The organism is Citricoccus nitrophenolicus (assembly GCF_047305825.1).
Taxonomy (GTDB): domain Bacteria; phylum Actinomycetota; class Actinomycetes; order Actinomycetales; family Micrococcaceae; genus Citricoccus; species Citricoccus nitrophenolicus.
The window spans coordinates 242687-260849 of record NZ_CP063070.1 but is presented as its reverse complement, the minus strand read 5'-3'; the positions used below and the strand labels follow the sequence as shown (position 1 = coordinate 260849).

Here is an 18163-nt window from a genome sequence, read left to right as displayed (position 1 = left end):
GCCGGTCCAGGACGTCAGGAGGACGTGGTTCCGGCGTCCGCCCGGCTTCAGTCCAGGACTGAGCGGTAGACCTCGAGGGTCCGATCGGCGATCGAGTCCCAGGAGAAGTGCTCGATGGCGCGGCGGCGTCCGGCCTCACCCATGTGCCGGGCCGCCTCAGGGTCCTCGAGGACTGCCGTGAGGGCGGCGGCGAAGTCTGCCACGAAGCGGTCGGGGTCCACGGGCGATCCGGTGCCGTCGGCGGCCTGTTCCAGAGCGACGAGACGGCCCGTGGCGCCCTCCTGTACCACTTCCGGGATCCCGCCGACCGAGGAGGCCACCACCGCGGTGCCGCAGGCCATGGCCTCCAGATTGACGATCCCGAGTGGCTCGTAGACGGAGGGGCAGGCGAAGACGGTGGCCTGGGTGAGGATCTGCATGATCTCCTCGCGCGGCAGCATGCCCTCGATCACCACCACTCCGTCACGGCTGGACTGGAGCTCTTCGATCAGGCCGTTGACCTCGGCGGCCAGCTCCGGGGTGTCGGCTGCGCCAGCGCACAGCACGAGCTGCACCTCCGGCGCCAGTCGGGCGGCCGCCCGCAAGAGGTAGGGCACGCCCTTCTGGCGGGTCACCCTCCCGACGAAGGCGACGGTCGGCCGGTCCGGATCGATTCCATGCCGGGCGAGGGGGCCGACGTCGTCCTGGGGGGTCCAGAGCTGCGTGTCGATACCGTTGTGGACCACCCGCACCTTGGCCGGGTCAACCTCCGGGTATGAGGCCAGGATGTCCCGGCGCATGCCCTCGGACACGGCGATCACACTGGCCGCAGAGGCGTACGCCGTGGACTCGGCCCAGGAGGACAGGCGGTATCCGCCGCCGAGCTGCTCCGCCTTCCACGGCCGCAGGGGCTCCAGCGAATGTGCGGAGAGGATGTGCGGCACGCCGTGCAGCAGTCCCCCGAGATGGCCTGCCAGGTTGGCGTACCAGGTGTGCGTGTGGATGAGGTCGGTTCCGGCCAGCTCGCCGAGGATGGCCAGGTCCGTCCCCAGGGTCTGGACTGCCGGGTTGGCATCCTCCAGACCGCCGGGGACGCCATAGGCGGACACGGCCGCCCCGTGGAAGTCGGGATCCCGCTCCGCACCGAAGGCATGGACCCGCAGGTCCGTCCGTCCGGCCAGCACGCGGGACAGCTCCGCGACGTGGACCCCTGCGCCGCCGTAGATGGCCGGGGGGAATTCCTTGGTCACAATGTCGATGCGCACGCTAACAACGTAGTCCAGCACACACGGGTGCCGTTAGTGTGGCGGTTAGTGTGAAGGAACGGATGCTCCTCTGACGGGACGGAATGCCTCGGATGCCACAGAAGAAGGTTCTGGCGATTGTGCTCGCCGGCGGTGAAGGCAAGCGGCTGATGCCTCTGACGGCGGACCGGGCCAAACCGGCGGTCCCCTTTGCGGGCAGTTATCGGTTGATCGATTTCGCACTCTCCAATCTGGTCAACTCCGGCTACCTGCGGATCGTGGTGCTGACCCAGTACAAGTCGCACTCCCTGGACCGTCACATCTCCGAGACGTGGCGGATGTCCACGCTCCTGCAGAATTACGTGGCGTCCGTGCCGGCCCAACAACGGCGTGGCAAGGACTGGTTCCTCGGCAGCGCCAACGCCATCTACCAGTCGATGAACCTCATCCACGATGCCCGGCCGGACATCGTGGTGGTGATCGGTGCGGACCACGTCTACCGCATGGACTTCCAGCAGATGGTGGAACAGCACGTGGAATCGGGAGCCTCGGCCACCGTGGCCGCCGTGCGTCAGCCACTGGACCTGGCCCCGTCCTTCGGTGTCATCGAGACGCAGCAGAACCGGCCGGACCGGATCGCCCGCTTCGTGGAGAAGCCCGCCACCACCCAGGGCCTGGCGGATGACCCCACCCAGTTCCTGGCCTCGATGGGGAACTACGTCTTCACCGCGGACGCCCTGGTACAGGCCCTCAATGAGGATTCGAAGGCCACGGACACCGACCATGACATGGGCGGGGACATCGTCCCCTGGTTCGTGGAACAGGACGACTGCGGGGTCTACGACTTCACCGCCAACAGGTTGCCGGAGGAGACCGGGGACACTCACTATTGGCGGGACGTCGGCACCCTGGACTCGTACTACGACGCCCACATGGACCTGGTGAAGCCGTGGCCGGACTTCAATCTCTACAACCCCGAGTGGCCGATCTTCACCCGCCAGTCAGTGTCCCCGCCGGCCAAGCTGGTCCGTTCTGCCACCAAACGTCCGGGCACCGCGGTGGACTCCATCCTGTCCCAGGGCGTGGTGATCTCCGGCGGCACCGTGGCCCAGTCCGTCCTCTCCACGGACGTCAAGGTGGACAACGAGGCCTGGGTGGAGCAGTCCGTCCTGCTGGATGGCGTGGTGGTGGGCAACGGTGCCAAGGTCCGCAACGCGATTCTGGACAAGAACGTGGTGGTCCCGGAAGGCGTGCAGATCGGCTTCGACCGCGCCGAGGACGAGGCCCGGGGGTTCACGGTGACCGAGTCCGGCCTGACCGTCACGTCCAAGGGGCAATTCGTCCCGCCGCTCACCTGACGGCAACGGGGTGATCCCAGTGCCCTGAGCCGCAGCTCTTGGACCGGGTTGCTGGGACCAGGGACGCCATTTCACAAGGATATGGGCTTGTGTAGGTGAGTACAAGCCTTGACAGTTGTGCGTAACCTCCGCCTGTCAGCCGAGTTCGGAGGGGAGGAGGTACGGCGTCAGACCTGAAAGAGTGGTTGAATAACTTCATGGTGATTGACAGCACATCATCGGCGGCCCCTTCCCCTGAAGGCCTCGCCGAGGACTTCCTGGACCGGACCAACCTGACGCGGGATGAGGCCTTCGCGCGTTCGGCGATGGTGACCACCAGCGAGTATGACGTCCACCTGGACCTGTCCACTGCCCTGGACCCCCGGGCCAGTCGGTACCGCAGCACGACCACCCTGAGATTCTCCTGCACCCGCCCCGGGTCTTGGACCTTCCTGGACTTCATCAACGACGGCGTTGAATCGGTGGTCCTCAACGGCCGGGCCCTGGAACCCGCGCAGGTGGCCGGGACGGCCCGCATCCTGCTCGAGGACCTGGCGGTGGAGAACGAGGTCTCCGTCACCGGTGACGCGCTGTACTCCACCTCCGGAGAGGGCCTGCACCGATTCGTCGACCCCTCCGACGGCCAGACCTACCTGTACACGCAGTATGAGCCGGCCGACGCGCGCCGGGTCTTCGCCACCTTCGAGCAACCGGACCTGAAGGCACGCTTCGCGTTTCACCTGACCGGCCCCGCCGACTGGGTGCTGGCCTCCAACCAGCCGCCGACCGCACGCCGGGACGCGGGAACAGATGAGGCCGGGCGCGCCCTGGTGACCGTGGACTTCGCCCGGACCCCGCCGATGTCCACGTACATCACCACCCTGCTGGCCGGTCCGTATGCCCGGTGGCAGGACCGCTGGGGCGGCCACCCGGACTCCGGTGCCCCCGAGGTTCCCCTGGCGCTGTACTGCCGGGCCTCGTTGGCCGGTTCCCTGGACGCCGAGCGGATCTTCGCCACCACGAAGGCCGGCCTCGACTACTTCCACGACCTCTTCGGCACCCCCTACCTCTGGGGCAAGTACGATCAGGCCTTCGTCCCCGAGTACAACCTGGGAGCCATGGAGAACCCCGGCCTGGTGACCTTCACCGAGCACCACGTCTTCACCTCCACGGCCACTCAGGCCCAGTACGAGAGCCGGGCCACCACCGTGATGCACGAGATGGTGCACATGTGGTTCGGCGACCTCGTGACCATGCGGTGGTGGGACGACCTGTGGCTCAAGGAGTCCTTCGCCGACTTCATGGGCACCCTGGCCGTGGCCGAGGCCACCGAGTTCACCGCCGCCTGGACCACGTTCGCCAACCGCCGCAAGGGCTGGGCCTATCTCCAGGACCAGTACCCCACCACCCATCCGATCGTGGCGGACATCCCCGATCTCGAGGCGGCCCGGCAGAACTTCGACGGCATCACCTATGCCAAGGGAGCCTCGGTGCTCAAGCAGCTCGTGGCCTTCGTGGGCCGGGATGCCTTCATGGCGGCCTCCCGCGCGTACTTCGCCCGTCATGCCTGGGCCAACGCTTCCCTGGACGACTTCCTCGGGGCCCTCTCGGAGGCCTCTGGCCGGGATCTCCGCGCGTGGTCCGGCGACTGGTTGCGGACCTCGGGGGTGCCCGAGCTGTGGGTGGAGGAGGGCGGGTTGCGCCAGGCGGGGACGGATCCCGTCTCTGGGGCGGAGGCCCTGCGCCCGCACGTGCTGAAGATCGGGGTGTTCTCCCCCGACGACGTCGGCCGCCTGGCGCGTACATGGGGCGCAGACGTGGAGGTGGGGGCCGCTGGGGCCGGAGCCTGGACTCCCGTGGCAATGCCGGTGGCGGCCCCGGAGGCGGGGGAAGCACCCTGCCTCGTGCTGCCGAACGACGAGGACCTGACCTACGCGAAGATCCGTCTCGACGAACCCTCCCTCCAGGCGGTGCTCCGGTACCCGATGGCTGACGCGCTGGCCAGCGCGACCGTGTGGGCCGCCCTGTGGAACATGACCCGGGACGGTCTGTTGCCGGCCGGACAGTTCGTGGAGGCCGTCTGCCGGCTCGCCGGTGCGCTGAGCGAGGCTGGCCTCTACGGCAGCGTGCTGGAGCAGGCCAGGACCGCCGTGGACCGGTATGCCCCGGCCTCCGAGCGCAGCGCACTCCGGAGCCGGTTGGGCGAGGTGCTGGTGGATGCCCTGAACACCCGTGGGGCTGGCGACGACCAGCAGCGTTCGGCCGCCAGGACGTTCACCCGGTTGGCCCGCGGAGCAGGTGACGGGGCCCTGCCGGACGGGGCAGCGGGGTTCCTGCCGGTCCTGCGTACCCTGGCCGGGACGGGACCTGACGCGGCACCGGACCAGGAGCGGCTGGCCCCCGGACTGGAGGTGGACGCCGAGATCCACTGGCTGGCCTGGCAGGCACTCTCCGCGCTGGGCCACGCCACCCAGGACGAGCTGGACACCGCTTTGGCCTGGGATGTGAGCGCCATGAACACCGTCTGGCACCGGATGGCCTCCGCCGCCCGGCCCGAACCGGCGGTGCGGCACGCGGCCTGGGAAGCGGTGATCTCCGGTGTCACGCCGGACGGCCGGACGCTGTCCAATGACCATCTCTCCGCCACCGCTGCCGGCTTCACCGCCTCCCGCCCGGATCTGGCGGAGCCCTATGAGGACCGGTTCTGGACGGCGCTGGAGGCAGTGTGGTCGAACCGGTCCAACGGCCTGGCCTCGAGGACCCTCCACGGGCTGTTCCCCTCCCGGCAGGACGCGATCCCCGGCACGGTGGAGGGACAGCGGAACCACCCGGTGGCCGTGGCCGCCCAGACCTGGTTGGACGGGCATCCCGAGGCGCCTCGGGCCCTGCGCCGAATCATCCTCGAGGAGACGGACGACCTGCTGCGCTCGCTGCGGGCGCAGGCAGCCAACCGGACTTAGGGCACCCGAGCCGTCCAGGCCGGCGTCGTGAATTTGGTCTCGGCCAATGCCTCGGCCCGGGAGATCTCGTCCCTGGAGAGTTCCGACCGGGTGGCCCCGTACCTCTCGGTGAAGGTCGCCATCATGGTCTCCCAGATCTCCGGGCGGCTCATCCCGGTCTGACGGCGGAGCGGGTCCACGCGCTTCTTGGCTGAACGGATGCCCTTGTCCCGGATCTTCTCCTGGCCGATCCTCAGCACGTCCGTCATCTTGTCCGCATCGATGTCATAGCTCATGGTGACGTGGTGGAGCAGTCCCCCGTTCGCCAACCGCTTCTGGGCCGCCCCGCCGATCTTTCCCTCGGGCGTGGCGATGTCGTTCAGAGGCTGGTAGAAGGCCTCCACCCCGGCGCGTCGCAGTGCCTCCATGGCCCAGGCGTCGATGAACGGGTAGGAATCGGCGAAGCTCAAGCCGTCCACAAGGGACGCCGGCAGGTACATCGAGTACGTCACGCAGTTGTCCGCCTCCATGAACATGGCGCCGCCACCCGAGATGCGACGGACCACCGTGATCCCGTGCCGCTCGACCCCGGCGGGATCCACCTCGTTGGCCAGCGACTGGAAGGACCCGATGACGACGGCCGGCTCGGTCCACTGCCACAGGCGCAGGGCGGGCCTGCGCCGGCCGGCCGCCACGTCCTCGGTGAGGATCTGGTCCAGGGCCACCTGGGTGCTGATCGGCAACGGCTGCGGCGCCAGGACCTCCCAGTCATGGTCCTGCCAGGTGGTGGCGTGGCCCAGCGCGCGCCGCACGGCCGTCGCCACCGCGGCCGGATCGAAGCCGAACATCACGGTCCCGGGCCCGACGGCGTCCCGCACGTTCTGCGCGATCGTCCCGTGGGGTGCGTCGACTGACAGGCCCAGGAGGGAGCGGTTGATGTCCGCCAGCGCCTCGTCGGGCTCGAGGAAGAAGTCGCCGTTGATGCTGGCAGCCGCCACGGTGTCTCCGGAGACGGCCAGGTCGGCGATCACGAGCTTGCCACCGGAGACCTTGTATTCACCGTGGTGCGTGTAGTCAGTCATCCCTCCATGGTAGGTATTCGCTAGGTGTTCGGCGGACCGGACGGCCGCGCTGAGATCCACACCTCACATTGTGGGCTCGTGACGCGTCTACTGTGTGATGACGATGAGAGAACCATTCGAACAGGCCGTCCAGCGGCACGGGAGTACCGTGCTGAAGGTGTGCCGTGCCGTGCTCGGCCCGGGGCCGGACGCGGATGACGCCTGGCAGGAGACGTTCCTGGCCGCTCTGCGCGAATGGCCGGACCTCGATCCGCTGATGCCACTGGAACCCTGGCTGGTGCGGGTGGCAGGGCGCAAGGCGATCGACGTGGTCCGGGTGAGGAATCGCCAGGCACTCCCTGTGGGTGAGCTGCCCGAGCGTTTGAACGGGGCCGGACCCGCTGCGGTCGAGGGGGCGGGGCACGGCGTGGAGGTGTGGGCTGCCGTGGCCGCCCTGCCGGAGCGGCAGCGGCTGGCGGTGGCGTATCACTACCTGGGTGGGCTCCCCCACGCGGATACCGCGGCCGTGATCGGCGGGAGTGCGGAGTCCGTCCGGAGGGCCTCCTCAGACGGGATCAGGGCGCTGCGCAGACTGTGGACGGACGAGAGGACAGGAGCGGGATGAGGGAGCAGGCGATGGGCACCGAGAGATGGGAAGGCACCCTGGCGGGGCAGTTCTCCGTCGCGGAGGCAGATCTGACCGCGCTGCGCGACCGGTTCTCCCACCGGGCGGATCAGGAGGGCCTGCTGGAGTTGGCCTACCGCGTGGTGGAGACGCCGGTGGGGCGGCTGCTGGTGATCGGCGGGCCCCGGGGCGTGGTCCGTGTGGCCTTCGAGCGGGAGGGCTTCCCTGCGGTCCTGGCCGAGGTGTCCGACCGGGTCAGTCCGCGGCTGATGCACGCGCCGTGGAAGCTGGAAGGCGTGTCCCGTGAGTTCGACGAGTACTTCTCCGGGCGGCGGCAACGCTTCGAGACCCCCGTCGACTTCGTCCTGTCCTCGGGGTTCCGATTGTCCGTCCAGCGGGAGCTCCCGTCGATCGGCTACGGGAGGACGACCACCTACCGCGAACTCGCCGAACGGTTGGAGAACCCCCGCGCCGTGCGAGCCGTCGGCACGGCATGCGCCACCAACCCGCTCCCCGTGATCGTGCCCTGCCACCGAGTGCTGCGCTCGGATGGGAGTCTCGGGGGGTACCTGGGCGGCCTGGACGCCAAGACCACCCTGCTCGAGCTGGAGCGTGAAGCGGCATGAGTGAGCCGGTAGACGGGCTCGTCGTGGGCGAGGACGGTCTGGCCCGCCCCGTGTGGGCCTCCACGGACCCGCTGTTGCGGGACTACTACGACTCCGAGTGGGGCATGCCGGTCCGGGACGAGCAGGGGCTGTTCGAGCGGCTCAGTCTGGAGGCCTTCCAGTCCGGGCTCTCCTGGGCCACGATCCTGCGCAAGCGCCCGGCGTTCCGCCACGCCTTCGCCGACTTCGACCCGGACACCGTGGCCGGCTTCGGGGACCAGGACGTGGCCCGCCTGCTCCTGGATGCCGCGATCATCCGGAACCGGGCCAAGATCCTGGCCACCATCGGCAATGCGCAGGCCACGCTACGGCTGCGTGCGGAGGGCGGACTGACGGAGCTGCTCTGGTCCTTTCAACCGGAGCAGACCCCGGAGCCGCACACACCTGATGAGGTCCCCAGCCGCTCCGCGGAGTCGGTGGCTGCGGCCAAGGAACTGAAATCGAGGGGATTCTCCTTCGTGGGACCCACCACGGTCTTTGCGTTGATGGAGGCAGTCGGCATCGTGGACACGCACCTCCTCGGTTCGCACCGGCGGGGTACCTCGGGGGTGTGGGCAGATCGCTCGATATGATCGGGGCATGTCCACCCCTGAGGTCTCCGGCGCCCTCGCCCCCGGCACTCACTCCACCGGCGCTCACTCCACCGTCACTGCTCCCCCGGAGGCATCGACCTTCCGCCGATGGACGTCCCGGTGCGGATGGGCCCTCGCCGTGGCCGTGCCGCTCTGGCTGGCGGTCGGGCGACTCCTGACGGACAGTGCCGGTTCACTGACCCCGGTCTATGCGGCCACACTGGCGCCAACGCTGCTGGTGCTGTCCTTGGTGGCCCTCGCCGTGCCGGCACGCCGCCCATCCGGCTACCCCTCGTCGCGGGCCTGTGGGATCCTGCTGATCTCCTGGGGCTGCGGTATCGTCCTCGGCTTCACCCTGCCCGATGTCGGCGAAGGTGCCTCCTCCGTGCTCGGCTCCTGGGCGGGCCCCGGGTTCGAGGGGGCCGCTGCGGCCCTCTCTAACCCCTTGGGCATCATCATGCTGTTCATGGCCGTGCTGGGCTGCGTCGTGTCCGTGCGGCACAGCGCCCACGGAGACGGCAGCGGCCGTCCCCGTGACACCGAGGAGGACGAAGCGCAGGGTACCGGCTACTTCCCGGTGCTGGACGTCTAGTGCTTAACGCAGAACCGGGGCCGATCGAGACCGTCCCCCCGCAGGAGTGGTCCCGGATCGGCCCCGGTGTGCTGGGGTGTCCGAAGAGGCGGTAAACCTACTTCTTGCCGCCGAAGCCCTTGAAGCGGGCGTTGAAGCGCTCCACGCGGCCGGCGGTGTCCATGATCCGCTGCTTGCCGGTGTAGAAGGGGTGGGAGGCCGCGGAGATCTCCACGTCGATCACGGGGTAGGTGTTGCCGTCTTCCCACTCCATCGTCTTGTTGGACGTGGCCGTGGTGCGGGTCAGAACCTTCTCGCCGGAAGCCAGATCATTGAAGATCATCAGCTGGTACTCGGGGTGGATGTCAGTCTTCATGGGAATCCTTCGATGGCGCCACTGGATTTTGCCAGCGACTGTGAGGAACAAGGGTGATTGACCGCGGTACGGCCAGCTGTTCACTCTATCACGCACCGCGGCGGAGTTCCCAGAAGGCCACGGCGCTGGCCGCGGCCACGTTGAGCGAGTCCACCCCGGACGCCATGGGGATCCTCACATGGACATCGCTCGCGGCCAGGGCGCCAGCCGTGACTCCGGGGCCCTCGGCACCCAGCACCAGGGCCAGGCGCTCATGATCCCGCAGGGAGGGGTCATCCAGGTCCACGGCCGATTCGCTCAGCTCCAGGGCGGCCACGGTGAATCCCGCGGCCCTCAACTGGTCCAGGGCCGCGGGCCACGCCGCGCGGCCCCGGCCGTCGGCCTCCCCCACCCGGGCCCAGGGAATGCTGAAGACGGTCCCCATGGAGACCCGGATGCTGCGGCGGTAGAGCGGATCCGCGGACTCCGGGCTGACCAGGATCGCGTCCACGCCCAGTCCCGCGGCGGAACGGAAGATCGCCCCGAGGTTCGTGTGGTCGGAGACGTTCTCCAGCACGGCGACCCGTCTCGCCCGGGACAGCACCTCGTCCGGGCTCAGCGGGTGCGGCCGGTCCATAGCGGCCAGGGCACCTCGGTGCAGGTGGAACCCCGTGATGGACTCCAATACGGCATCGGTCCCGGTGTAGACGGGGACCCCGGGGTGGGCCGCGAAGACCTCGGTCATCGATTCCAGGTACCGGTGTGAGAGGAAGAAGGACCGAGGGCGGTGCCCCGCAGCCAGGGCGCGCCGGACCACGGCAGAGGACTCGGCCAGGTAGATCCCGTGGTCGGCATCGGTACGCCGGCGCAGGGCCGCGTCGGTCAGCCGGCTGTACACCGCGACCCGTGGATCGTCGGCATCGGTCAGCTCCACGAGCTCCGGATGACCGGGACCCGCGGACTCAACCACCGGTCACCAACGGCCAGACCATGTTCACGAGCCCGGCCACACCGACCACCACGATGACCACACGCAGCCAGATCGGCTTGATGCGCCGCCCGATCTGAGCCCCCAGGCTGGCGCCGATCATCGAGGAGACCGCGATCAGCAGCACGGCCCGCCAGTCGATGCGGTCGAACGCGAAGAGCAGGTAGGACACGGCTGCGATGAGGTTGACTGCCAGGGACAGCCAGGTCTTGATGGCGTTCGAATAGACCAGGGCACCGGACAGGAAGACCCCCATGATGCCCAGCAACAGCACGCCCTGCGCGGCCACGAAGTAGCCCCCGTACACTCCGGCAGCGAAGATCAGCACCCACAGCACCGGCGAGACCGGTCCCACGGGGGTCTCCGGTTCCGCCAAGGGGTCCTCCCCAGCCCCAGCCGCTCCCCCGCCGGACTCCCCGGCCTTACGGTGGCGGACCCACCGGGCCAGCCGCGGCTGGAAGAGCACGAAGCCGATGGCCACGGCAATGAGGATCGGGGCCGCCACGCCGAAGACCTCCTCCGGCAGGACCATGAGCAGGAAGGCCCCGACGATGCCGCCGGCCAAGGAGGCGATCGTCAGCGCCGGCAGGACGGATCGGGAGGCCGACAGCTCCCGACGGAACCCGAAGACGCCGGACACCCCCGCGGCCACCAGGCCCATGGCATTCGAGATCTGTGCGGTCACAGGGGGAAACCCCATCGCCACCAGTACGGGGAAGGTCACCAGAGTCCCAGAGCCGACCACGGTGTTGATGGTCCCGGCCCAGAAGCCGGCCAGAAGGATGACGACGACCTGCCACAGGTCCAGACCCATGACGTCCAAGCGCAGCAGTTCCACGAAGTCCATGTGAGGGTGCCGGCGTGGCGGTCAGCGGGCCACGGCCGTGTACCGGCCATCGGTGATCGTGACCTTGAGCGGCAGGCCGAAGGCCGCCGAGAGGTTGTCCTCGGTCAGGGTCTCAGCCAGCGGGCCGGCTGCCACCACGCTGCCCTGACGCATCAGCAGCGCGTGGGTGAAGCCAGGGGGGACCTCCTCCACGTGGTGGGTGACCAACACGAGCGCGGGTGCGTCCGGGTCGGCCGCCAACCGCGTGAGGGCGCGGACCAGTGTCTCGCGTCCGGCCAGGTCAAGCCCGGCCGCCGGCTCGTCCAGGAGGAGCAGCTCGGGATCGGTCATCAGGGCGCGGGCCACGAGCACGCGCTTGCGTTCCCCCTCGGACAGGGTCCCGAACCGGCGATCCTCGTGGCCCCGAAGGCCCCACTGCCAGATCAGATGCCGGGCCCGCTCCTCGTCCACTGAATCGTAGGCCTCGTTCCACCGGCCCATGACGCCCCAGGAGGCCGTCAGCACGGCGTTGAGCACCGTCTCCCCGGCCGGTAGCTGCTGGGCGAGTGCGGCGGAGGACAGGCCGATGCGGGGACGCAGCTCGAAGACGTCCACGGCGCCGAGCACCTCGTCCAGGATGCCCACCATGCCCGTGGTCGGGTGCATGCGGCTCGCGGCCACCTGCAGCAGGGTGGACTTGCCGGCCCCGTTGGGACCCATGATGATCCAGCGCTCACCCTCCCGGACCTGCCAGGTCACGTCCTGGAGGAGCTCCTTGCTCCCGCGGCGGACACCGACCCCGGCCATCTCCAAGACCGATTCACCCGAGGGGGTGAACCATTCGATATCCGTGACGGCGCGCTGGGACTCGGAGAAAGGGCTGGTCATGCTCCAAACACTAGGCTAGAACCACCCCTCGAAGCACGAAAGGCCACGGCATGCCGCTCACTTTTCCCTCATCCCCCGGCACGGACCTGGTCCTGGTCTACACGGCCATGGACGCCACCGTCGGTTCCGGAGAGGGTGTTCCCGTCGGCCCGGACGCCGCTCGGAGGCCAACACCCGCCTCGGTTCCGGCCCATGCGGTGCCGGTGGCTGGCGTCGGCTTCCGGGGCTGGCGCTGGGAGGCCACTGACTCAGAGACCACAGGCCGGCCGGACCCCGCCCTGCTGCCCGCGGGCCACGCCGTGGCCGTGGTGCCGGCGGCCGTCCTGGAGGCCACGCCCAAGATGCTCGTGATGGACGTGGACTCGACCCTCATCCGCCAGGAGGTCATCGAGCTGCTGGCCGCCCACGCCGGACGAGAGGCCGAGGTGGCCGCGGTGACCGAGGCGGCCATGCGCGGGGAGCTGGACTTCGCCCAGTCCCTGCACCACCGGGTCCAGGCCCTGGCCGGGCTGGAGGCCGCCGTGATCGAGGACGTGGTGGCCGCCGTCGAGCCGAATCCCGGCGCCCGAGAGGTCATCGAGGCGTTCCACGGGGCGGGTTGGCAGGTCTGCGCGGTCTCCGGGGGATTCACCCAGGTGCTGGCGCCCCTCGCAGCGGACCTCGGCCTGGACCGCTACCGGGCCAACGACCTCGAGATCGTCGAGGGGCGGCTCACGGGGCGCGTCCTGGGGACGGTGGTCGACCGTGCGGTCAAGGCCGAGATGCTGCGTCTGTGGTCCGCCGAGGCCGGGGTGGCCCAGCCCGGGGTGATGGCGGTGGGGGACGGTGCCAATGACATCGACCTCCTCCACGCCGCCGGCCTGGCTGTGGCGTTCTGCGCCAAGCCGGCCCTCCGCGAGCACGCCGACGTGGAATTGGATGTGCCGTCCCTGGACGTCCTCCGGATCCTGGCGGGTCTCTAGCCGGAGCCCATCGGACTGATCTCAGTCGTGGTCGGGGTCCCCGGCCACCTCGAGGAAGTCCCGTGCCCCGCCGACGTACTCGGTGTGCCCGGCCGGGAGGTCACGGCCGGCGGCCCCCACCAACGCGGCGACCTCGGCGGCGAACTCCGCCACGGAGTACAGCTTCCCCGCGGCCTCGCGGCGCGCCTCGATGGCACCGGGTTCCGCCCGGTTCAGCATGGTGGCGGTGATGGTGCCCTCGATCATGTCCCCGGAGACCACCACGAAGCCGATTCCGCGCTCCTGCAGTGCGGGGATCCGCTCGCGCAGGGCCACCTCGCCCGCACGCTTGGACCGGGCCACCGGCACGTAGGAGCCCATGGTGGGCACGGAATCGATGAAATGGGCCTGGTGACTCGTCACGAACACCACCTGCCCTCCCGCGGGCATGACCTCCAGCACGGCGTCCAGCATGGCCACCTGCGCATCGCGGTTGAGGACCATGGCGTAGTCCTCCCCCAGGGTGGACTCCATGCCGCCGGAGGCGTTCAGGATCAGGATGTCCAGCGAACCGAAGGTGGACACCGCGGCGTCCACCATGGCCTTGCGGCCTTCGGCGGTGGTGATGTCTGCACCGACGGCCACGGCCCGGCCGCCGGCCTCCTCGATGCCTTTCACCACCTTGTTCGCCCGCGGCGCCTTCTGGCGGTAGTTGACCACGACGCCGGCCCCCCGCCCGGCCAGCAGGGCGGCGGTGTCCGCGCCCACACCGCGGCTGGAGCCGGTGATGATGGCACCGCGGCCGGAGAGGTCGGCGACCGGCTCGGAGGGGGCGTTCTGGGAGGGGCGCTGTTCACTGTGCTCGGAAGTCATGGCCATCAGTGTCCCATCCCGAGGCCGCCGTCTACGGGGATGACGGCGCCGGAGATGTAGGAGGCCTCATCCGAGGCCAGCCAGCGGACCACGTCCGCCACCTCGGAGGGCTCCGCGAAGCGGCCGGCCGGGATCTGCGCCTTGTACTGCTTCTGCAGGTCCTCGTCGAGGCCCTGCGTCATCTCCGTGTCGATGTAGCCCGGTGCCACCACATTGGCGGTGATGTTGCGTGAGCCGAGCTCCCGGGTCAGGGAGCGCGCCATGCCGACGAGTCCGGCCTTGGACGAGGCGTAGTTGATCTGACCCGGTGACCCCATGAGGCCGACCACGGAGGAGATCAGCACCACACGGCCCTTCTTCTTCCGGATCATGCCCTTGGAGGCCCGCTTGAGCACGCGGAAGGCGCCGGTGAGATTGGTGTCGATGACCGAGGTGAAGTCCTCCTCGGACATCCGCAGCAGCAGCTGGTCCTGCGTGATCCCGGCGTTGGCCACCAGCACCTCGACCGGCCCCTGGGCCGCCTCGACCTCGGCGAAGGCACGATCCACGGAGTCCGCGTCCGTCACGTCCGCCTGCACGGCGAACAGGCCCTCGGGGGCCTGACCCGAGCGTGAGGTGACGGCCACCTGATCCCCATTGGCCTGGAAGGCCAGGGCGATCGCGAGGCCGATGCCGCGGTTTCCGCCGGTCACGAGCACGCTGCGGCCCGTGGGATCCTGGCCGGCGCCGGGTGCGGCGGCCGGCTCTGACGGCGTGGTGGTGGGTGTACTGGACTCAGCCATCGGGGGTCCTCCTGGGGCGGTTGGTCAGATGACGTTCTCGGTGGTCCACTCTAGGACGGAAAGTGAGACAATGAGGGGATCACGCGGCACCCGACCAGGCCAACCCAGGAGCTCTCCCCCATGACCACCCGACACGCAGAGACCGGCCATCATGCCGGACACTCGCGGCGCGGGGAACACCGGGGGGAACACCGGGGGGCTACCCCCGAGGGTGTCCAGCGCATCACCAGCGCTCCGGAGGCCGGGCACGTGGACCGGGACGCCCGATTCGCCCGCTACGCCTGGCAGATGGGGATCCGCACGGCATGTTTCATCGGCGCCTTCTTCACCACGGGGTGGGTCCAGATCGTGCTCTTCATCGGCGCGATCGTGCTGCCGTACCTGGCCGTGGTGCTGGCGAACAACGGGACGGTCTCGAACGGGTCGATGGTGGATCCCGTGCCGCAGACCCCGCCGGTCACCCCGGAGATCGGGTCCCGACTGGAACTGACGGCGGGCCCGGAGACCATCCAGGGTGAGGCAGTCCGTCCCGAGGACCGACCCGGTGGCCGGGCCGCATGAGCAATCACGACCTGTTGGGCTCCCTGCAGGGCCCCGATGGCTCCGACAGCCTTGGCACCCCGGACAGTCCGCAACGGCGCGAGTGTTCGCGGAAGGGCTGCCGTGCCGGGGCCGCCTGGCGGTTGGAATGGAACAACCCTCGGATTCACGCCCCTGAGCGGCGGAAGACCTGGCTGGCCTGCCCAGAACACCGGGACTGGCTGGCGGACTACCTGCGGTCCCGCGGACTGCTCAAGGACGTGTTGCCGCTGGACTCAGGCCCGTCCCCGGACCGCCCAGCGCAGCAAGGACCATGACCCAGACATCGGAGGAACGCCCCGTGACGGAACCGGCGGAGTCACCGGGCACCAAGAAGACGAGATTGGACTACCGGTTCGTCCTGAGCCCTCAATGGCTGGGCGGCCTGGCCTTCTGCGTGATCTTCTCCGTGGCCTGCGCCCTGCTCGGCCAGTGGCAGATGGACCGGCGCATGGAGGCGGTGACCGAGATCAACAAGGTCCTCGAGAACTATGACGAGGCACCGGTGCCCCTGGAGGGCCACTCGGAGCTGTTCACCGCGTTCCAGGCCCCGCAGGAGTGGACTCCCGTCCACATGACCGGTGAGTACCTCGAAGAGGACACACGGATCGTGCGGAACCGACCCAAGGCCGGCCGGCCCGGCTACGAGGTGCTGGTCCCCTTCCGTGCGGACGGCGGTCTCATGGTGGTGGTCAACCGTGGCTGGTTGCCCATCGGCAACACGGCCGGCCGGCCGGATACCGTCCCCGCGCCTCCCGAGGGCGAGACCGAGGTGGTGGTCCGCGCCCGTCCCGGCGAGCCGGACATCGGCCGTGACGCCCCGGAGGGGCAGTTGGCCTCGATCGACCTCGTGGACTTCGAGCAGAGCGTCGGCTACCCGGTGGCGGACACTGCGTACGGCGAGATGGTGGAGGAGGACCCGGCACCACAGAGCCGTCCGCAGACGCTGGTGCCGCCGACCCTGGACGAAGGCCCACACCTGTCCTATTCGCTGCAGTGGTTCCTCTTCGGCCTCATGAGCTTCATCGTCTGGGGCTATATGGCCAGGCAACGGGCCATCAACGACCGGGAGGACCGCGAGCTCGGGCTCACCGAGGATGACGGATACATCTCCGCCTACCGAGCACCCCGCCCCAAGCAGGTGCGGCGCCGAGGCGGACGTCTCACGGACGAGGAAGCGGAGGACGCCCTACTGGACGGCGCGGAACGTCAACAGGTGGAGTCCCGCTGACCATCTGATCACGCCAGCGTGATGAGGTCCTGGTACGTGCTGTTCCAATGGTCCTCCACACCGTCCGGCAGCAGCACCACGCGCTCCGGGTCCAGCGCCGCGACGGCGCCCTCGTCGTGCGTCACCAGCACCACGGCACCCTCGTAGGTCCGCAGGGCATTCAGGATCTCCTGCCGCGATGCCGGGTCCAGGTTGTTGGTCGGCTCATCCAGCAGCAGCACGTTGGCGCTCGAGGCCACCAGGGTGGCCAGCGCCAGGCGGGTCTTCTCACCACCGGAGAGCACCCCGGCGGGCTTGGCCACATCATCACCCTGGAACAGGAAGGAGCCCAGGACGTTGCGCACCTCGGTGTCCGCCAGGTCCGGAGCCGCGGACCGCATGTTCTCCAGCACCGAGCGGTCGGTGTCCAGCGTCTCGTGTTCCTGGGCGTAGTAACCGAGCTTGAGCCCGTGGCCGGCGATCACCTCTCCGGTGTCCGGCTGGTCGATCCCGGCCAGCATGCGCAGCAGCGTGGTCTTGCCCGCGCCGTTGAACCCGAGGATCACCACGCGGGAGCCACGGTCGATGGCCAGGTCCACGCCGGCGAAGATCTCCAGGGATCCATAGGACTTGGACAGGTCCTCCGCCATGAGCGGGGTCTTGCCGCACTTGGCCGGCTCCGGGAAGCGGATGGCGGCGACCTGCTCGGCGGCACGCTCGCCCTCGAGGCCCTGCATCATGCGCTCGGCCCGTTTGATCATGCCCTGCGCGGCCACGGCCTTGGTGGCCTTGGCGCGCATCTTGTTGGCCTGTTCCATCAGCTGGGTGGCCTTCTTCTCCGCATTGGAGTACTCGCGCTTGCGGCGGGCCTGGTCCTGCTCGCGCTGGAGCTGGTAGTTCTTCCAGCCCATGTTGTAGACGTCGATCACCTGGCGGTTGCCGTCCAGGTACAGCACCTTGTTGACGGTCATCTCCATCAGGTCCACGTCGTGGCTGATCACGATGAAGCCGCCCTGGTAGGCCTTCAGGAACTCGCGCAGCCAGACGATCGAGTCGTGGTCCAGGTGGTTGGTGGGCTCGTCGAGGAGCAGGACGTCCGCATCCGAGAACAGGATCCGGGCCAGCTCCACACGGCGCCGTTGGCCACCGGAGAGGGTGTGCAGGGACTGGTCCAGAATCCGGTCCGGAAGGCCGAGGTTCGCACAGATCGTGGCGGCCTCCGACTCCGCGGCGTAACCGCCCGACGTCGTGAATTCCGCCTCCAGCCGGCCATACCGGCCCATGGCCTTCTCCCGGATGGCGTCATCCGGGTTGGCCATGTCATCCTCGGCCTGGCGCATGCGGCGGATGATCTGGTCCAGGGAACGCGCCGAGAGGATCCGGTCCCTGGCCGTCTGATCCATGTCCTCGACCTTGGGATCCTGCGGCAGGTACCCGATGGTCCCACGGCTGGTCACGTGGCCGCCGGTCGGCTGGCCGCCGCCGGCGAGGACCTTGGTGAGCGTCGTCTTGCCGGCGCCGTTGCGGCCCACCAGACCGACCTTGTCCCCCTTGTCCACCTTGAACGTGACCCCGTCCATGAGGAGCCGGGCCCCCACACGCAATTCGAGGTCTGTGACGGCAAGCACGGGGAGGACTCCTTGGAATGAATAGACTGTCCGGCAGGCTGGCGGAACCCGTCAAGTCTACCGGCGTCGTCAAAGCCGGACGCACGCACCGCACCACAGG

The 18163-nt window shown here is 69.1% G+C and carries 19 protein-coding genes; 10 read left to right on the top strand and 9 right to left on the bottom strand.

Going from position 1 to position 18163, the window contains the following annotated elements:
• Nucleotides 1-47: 47 nt before the first annotated feature.
• Nucleotides 48-1244, bottom strand: coding sequence for a glycogen synthase (gene glgA / locus IMT31_RS01260; RefSeq protein ID WP_413543495.1), 1197 nt, complete (start codon nt 1242-1244; stop codon nt 48-50).
• A gap of 92 nt (nt 1245-1336) precedes the next feature.
• On the opposite strand from glgA, the gene glgC reads away from it, so the two are divergent.
• A complete protein-coding gene (gene glgC / locus IMT31_RS01255; RefSeq protein WP_413543494.1) occupies nt 1337-2581 on the top strand; it encodes a glucose-1-phosphate adenylyltransferase in 1245 nt (414 codons plus the stop codon).
• A 197-nt stretch (nt 2582-2778) separates the two neighbouring features.
• The gene (gene pepN / locus IMT31_RS01250; RefSeq protein WP_413543493.1) at nt 2779-5520 is read left to right on the top strand and encodes an aminopeptidase N; all 2742 of its coding nucleotides are present in this window, start codon (nt 2779-2781) and stop codon (nt 5518-5520) included.
• Here the strand turns inward: pepN and IMT31_RS01245 are convergent.
• Complete coding sequence (locus tag IMT31_RS01245) at nt 5517-6581, bottom strand: biotin/lipoate A/B protein ligase family protein (protein ID WP_413543492.1); 1065 nt, start codon at nt 6579-6581, stop codon at nt 5517-5519. The genes pepN and IMT31_RS01245 overlap by 4 nt on opposite strands.
• A gap of 103 nt (nt 6582-6684) precedes the next feature.
• On the opposite strand from IMT31_RS01245, the gene IMT31_RS01240 reads away from it, so the two are divergent.
• Genes IMT31_RS01240 through IMT31_RS01225 form a run of 4 tightly spaced genes read left to right on the top strand, consistent with a single transcriptional unit; the run spans nt 6685 to nt 9014 of the window.
• Nucleotides 6685-7185 (top strand): sigma-70 family RNA polymerase sigma factor, encoded by a 501-nt coding sequence (locus IMT31_RS01240; protein ID WP_345361383.1) that lies wholly within the window; start codon nt 6685-6687, stop codon nt 7183-7185.
• Nucleotides 7182-7811, top strand: coding sequence for a methylated-DNA--[protein]-cysteine S-methyltransferase (locus IMT31_RS01235; protein WP_345361386.1), 630 nt, complete (start codon nt 7182-7184; stop codon nt 7809-7811). Before IMT31_RS01240 ends, IMT31_RS01235 begins: the two co-directional genes overlap by 4 nt.
• The gene (locus IMT31_RS01230; protein ID WP_413543491.1) at nt 7808-8422 is read left to right on the top strand and encodes a DNA-3-methyladenine glycosylase I; all 615 of its coding nucleotides are present in this window, start codon (nt 7808-7810) and stop codon (nt 8420-8422) included. Before IMT31_RS01235 ends, IMT31_RS01230 begins: the two co-directional genes overlap by 4 nt.
• 7 nt (nt 8423-8429) lie before the next feature.
• Nucleotides 8430-9014, top strand: coding sequence for a hypothetical protein (locus IMT31_RS01225; RefSeq protein WP_345361392.1), 585 nt, complete (start codon nt 8430-8432; stop codon nt 9012-9014).
• A 97-nt stretch (nt 9015-9111) separates the two neighbouring features.
• Here IMT31_RS01225 and IMT31_RS01220 read toward each other — a convergent pair whose 3' ends face one another.
• The 4 genes from IMT31_RS01220 to IMT31_RS01205 all read right to left on the bottom strand — a co-directional run bounded on the left by IMT31_RS01220 (nt 9112) and on the right by IMT31_RS01205 (nt 11969).
• Nucleotides 9112-9369: a type B 50S ribosomal protein L31 gene (locus IMT31_RS01220; protein ID WP_345361395.1), complete on the bottom strand. Its 258-nt coding sequence runs from the start codon at nt 9367-9369 to the stop codon at nt 9112-9114.
• An 88-nt stretch (nt 9370-9457) separates the two neighbouring features.
• Nucleotides 9458-10318 (bottom strand): TrmH family RNA methyltransferase, encoded by an 861-nt coding sequence (locus IMT31_RS01215; protein ID WP_413543490.1) that lies wholly within the window; start codon nt 10316-10318, stop codon nt 9458-9460.
• Nucleotides 10311-11183 carry a sulfite exporter TauE/SafE family protein gene (locus tag IMT31_RS01210; RefSeq protein WP_413543489.1) on the bottom strand — a complete coding sequence of 291 codons (873 nt, stop codon included), beginning with the start codon at nt 11181-11183 and terminating at the stop codon, nt 10311-10313. The genes IMT31_RS01215 and IMT31_RS01210 overlap by 8 nt, the downstream gene beginning before the upstream one ends.
• Nucleotides 11184-11204: 21 nt before the next feature.
• Nucleotides 11205-11969, bottom strand: coding sequence for an ABC transporter ATP-binding protein (locus IMT31_RS01205; RefSeq protein ID WP_413544348.1), 765 nt, complete (start codon nt 11967-11969; stop codon nt 11205-11207).
• 131 nt (nt 11970-12100) lie between these two features.
• On the opposite strand from IMT31_RS01205, the gene serB reads away from it, so the two are divergent.
• On the top strand, nt 12101-13012 hold the full coding sequence (serB, locus tag IMT31_RS01200; protein ID WP_413543488.1) for a phosphoserine phosphatase SerB: 912 nt from the start codon (nt 12101-12103) through the stop codon (nt 13010-13012).
• 21 nt (nt 13013-13033) lie between these two features.
• Here serB and IMT31_RS01195 read toward each other — a convergent pair whose 3' ends face one another.
• Nucleotides 13034-13864 (bottom strand): SDR family oxidoreductase, encoded by an 831-nt coding sequence (locus tag IMT31_RS01195; protein ID WP_345361407.1) that lies wholly within the window; start codon nt 13862-13864, stop codon nt 13034-13036.
• A gap of 5 nt (nt 13865-13869) precedes the next feature.
• The gene (locus tag IMT31_RS01190; RefSeq protein WP_413543487.1) at nt 13870-14646 is read right to left on the bottom strand and encodes a beta-ketoacyl-ACP reductase; all 777 of its coding nucleotides are present in this window, start codon (nt 14644-14646) and stop codon (nt 13870-13872) included.
• A 120-nt stretch (nt 14647-14766) separates the two neighbouring features.
• On the opposite strand from IMT31_RS01190, the gene IMT31_RS01185 reads away from it, so the two are divergent.
• Genes IMT31_RS01185 through IMT31_RS01175 form a run of 3 tightly spaced genes read left to right on the top strand, consistent with a single transcriptional unit; the run spans nt 14767 to nt 16456 of the window.
• On the top strand, nt 14767-15207 hold the full coding sequence (locus IMT31_RS01185; protein ID WP_345361413.1) for a DUF3099 domain-containing protein: 441 nt from the start codon (nt 14767-14769) through the stop codon (nt 15205-15207).
• Complete coding sequence (locus IMT31_RS01180; RefSeq protein ID WP_413543486.1) at nt 15204-15503, top strand: hypothetical protein; 300 nt, start codon at nt 15204-15206, stop codon at nt 15501-15503. The genes IMT31_RS01185 and IMT31_RS01180 overlap by 4 nt, the downstream gene beginning before the upstream one ends.
• Entirely contained in the window at nt 15500-16456 is a 957-nt protein-coding gene (locus IMT31_RS01175) for an SURF1 family protein (protein WP_413543485.1), read from the top strand. Before IMT31_RS01180 ends, IMT31_RS01175 begins: the two co-directional genes overlap by 4 nt.
• 8 nt (nt 16457-16464) lie before the next feature.
• Here the strand turns inward: IMT31_RS01175 and IMT31_RS01170 are convergent, their stop codons facing one another.
• Nucleotides 16465-18063, bottom strand: coding sequence for an ABC-F family ATP-binding cassette domain-containing protein (locus IMT31_RS01170; RefSeq protein ID WP_345361422.1), 1599 nt, complete (start codon nt 18061-18063; stop codon nt 16465-16467).
• Nucleotides 18064-18163: the final 100 nt, after the last annotated feature.

Coding starts and splice junctions, on each gene's coding strand:
- pepN (WP_413543493.1), top strand. CDS start 2,779: ATGGTGATTGACAGCACATCATCGGCGGCCCCTTCCCCTGAAGGCCTC.
- IMT31_RS01240 (WP_345361383.1), top strand. CDS start 6,685: ATGAGAGAACCATTCGAACAGGCCGTCCAGCGGCACGGGAGTACCGTG.
- IMT31_RS01190 (WP_413543487.1), bottom strand. CDS start 14,646: ATGGCTGAGTCCAGTACACCCACCACCACGCCGTCAGAGCCGGCCGCC.
- IMT31_RS01210 (WP_413543489.1), bottom strand. CDS start 11,183: ATGGACTTCGTGGAACTGCTGCGCTTGGACGTCATGGGTCTGGACCTG.
- IMT31_RS01220 (WP_345361395.1), bottom strand. CDS start 9,369: ATGAAGACTGACATCCACCCCGAGTACCAGCTGATGATCTTCAATGAT.
- IMT31_RS01180 (WP_413543486.1), top strand. CDS start 15,204: ATGAGCAATCACGACCTGTTGGGCTCCCTGCAGGGCCCCGATGGCTCC.
- IMT31_RS01225 (WP_345361392.1), top strand. CDS start 8,430: ATGTCCACCCCTGAGGTCTCCGGCGCCCTCGCCCCCGGCACTCACTCC.
- IMT31_RS01245 (WP_413543492.1), bottom strand. CDS start 6,581: ATGACTGACTACACGCACCACGGTGAATACAAGGTCTCCGGTGGCAAG.
- IMT31_RS01230 (WP_413543491.1), top strand. CDS start 7,808: ATGAGTGAGCCGGTAGACGGGCTCGTCGTGGGCGAGGACGGTCTGGCC.
- IMT31_RS01235 (WP_345361386.1), top strand. CDS start 7,182: ATGAGGGAGCAGGCGATGGGCACCGAGAGATGGGAAGGCACCCTGGCG.
- IMT31_RS01195 (WP_345361407.1), bottom strand. CDS start 13,864: ATGACTTCCGAGCACAGTGAACAGCGCCCCTCCCAGAACGCCCCCTCC.
- IMT31_RS01185 (WP_345361413.1), top strand. CDS start 14,767: ATGACCACCCGACACGCAGAGACCGGCCATCATGCCGGACACTCGCGG.
- IMT31_RS01175 (WP_413543485.1), top strand. CDS start 15,500: ATGACCCAGACATCGGAGGAACGCCCCGTGACGGAACCGGCGGAGTCA.
- IMT31_RS01205 (WP_413544348.1), bottom strand. CDS start 11,969: ATGGCCGGGGTCGGTGTCCGCCGCGGGAGCAAGGAGCTCCTCCAGGAC.
- serB (WP_413543488.1), top strand. CDS start 12,101: ATGCCGCTCACTTTTCCCTCATCCCCCGGCACGGACCTGGTCCTGGTC.
- glgC (WP_413543494.1), top strand. CDS start 1,337: ATGCCACAGAAGAAGGTTCTGGCGATTGTGCTCGCCGGCGGTGAAGGC.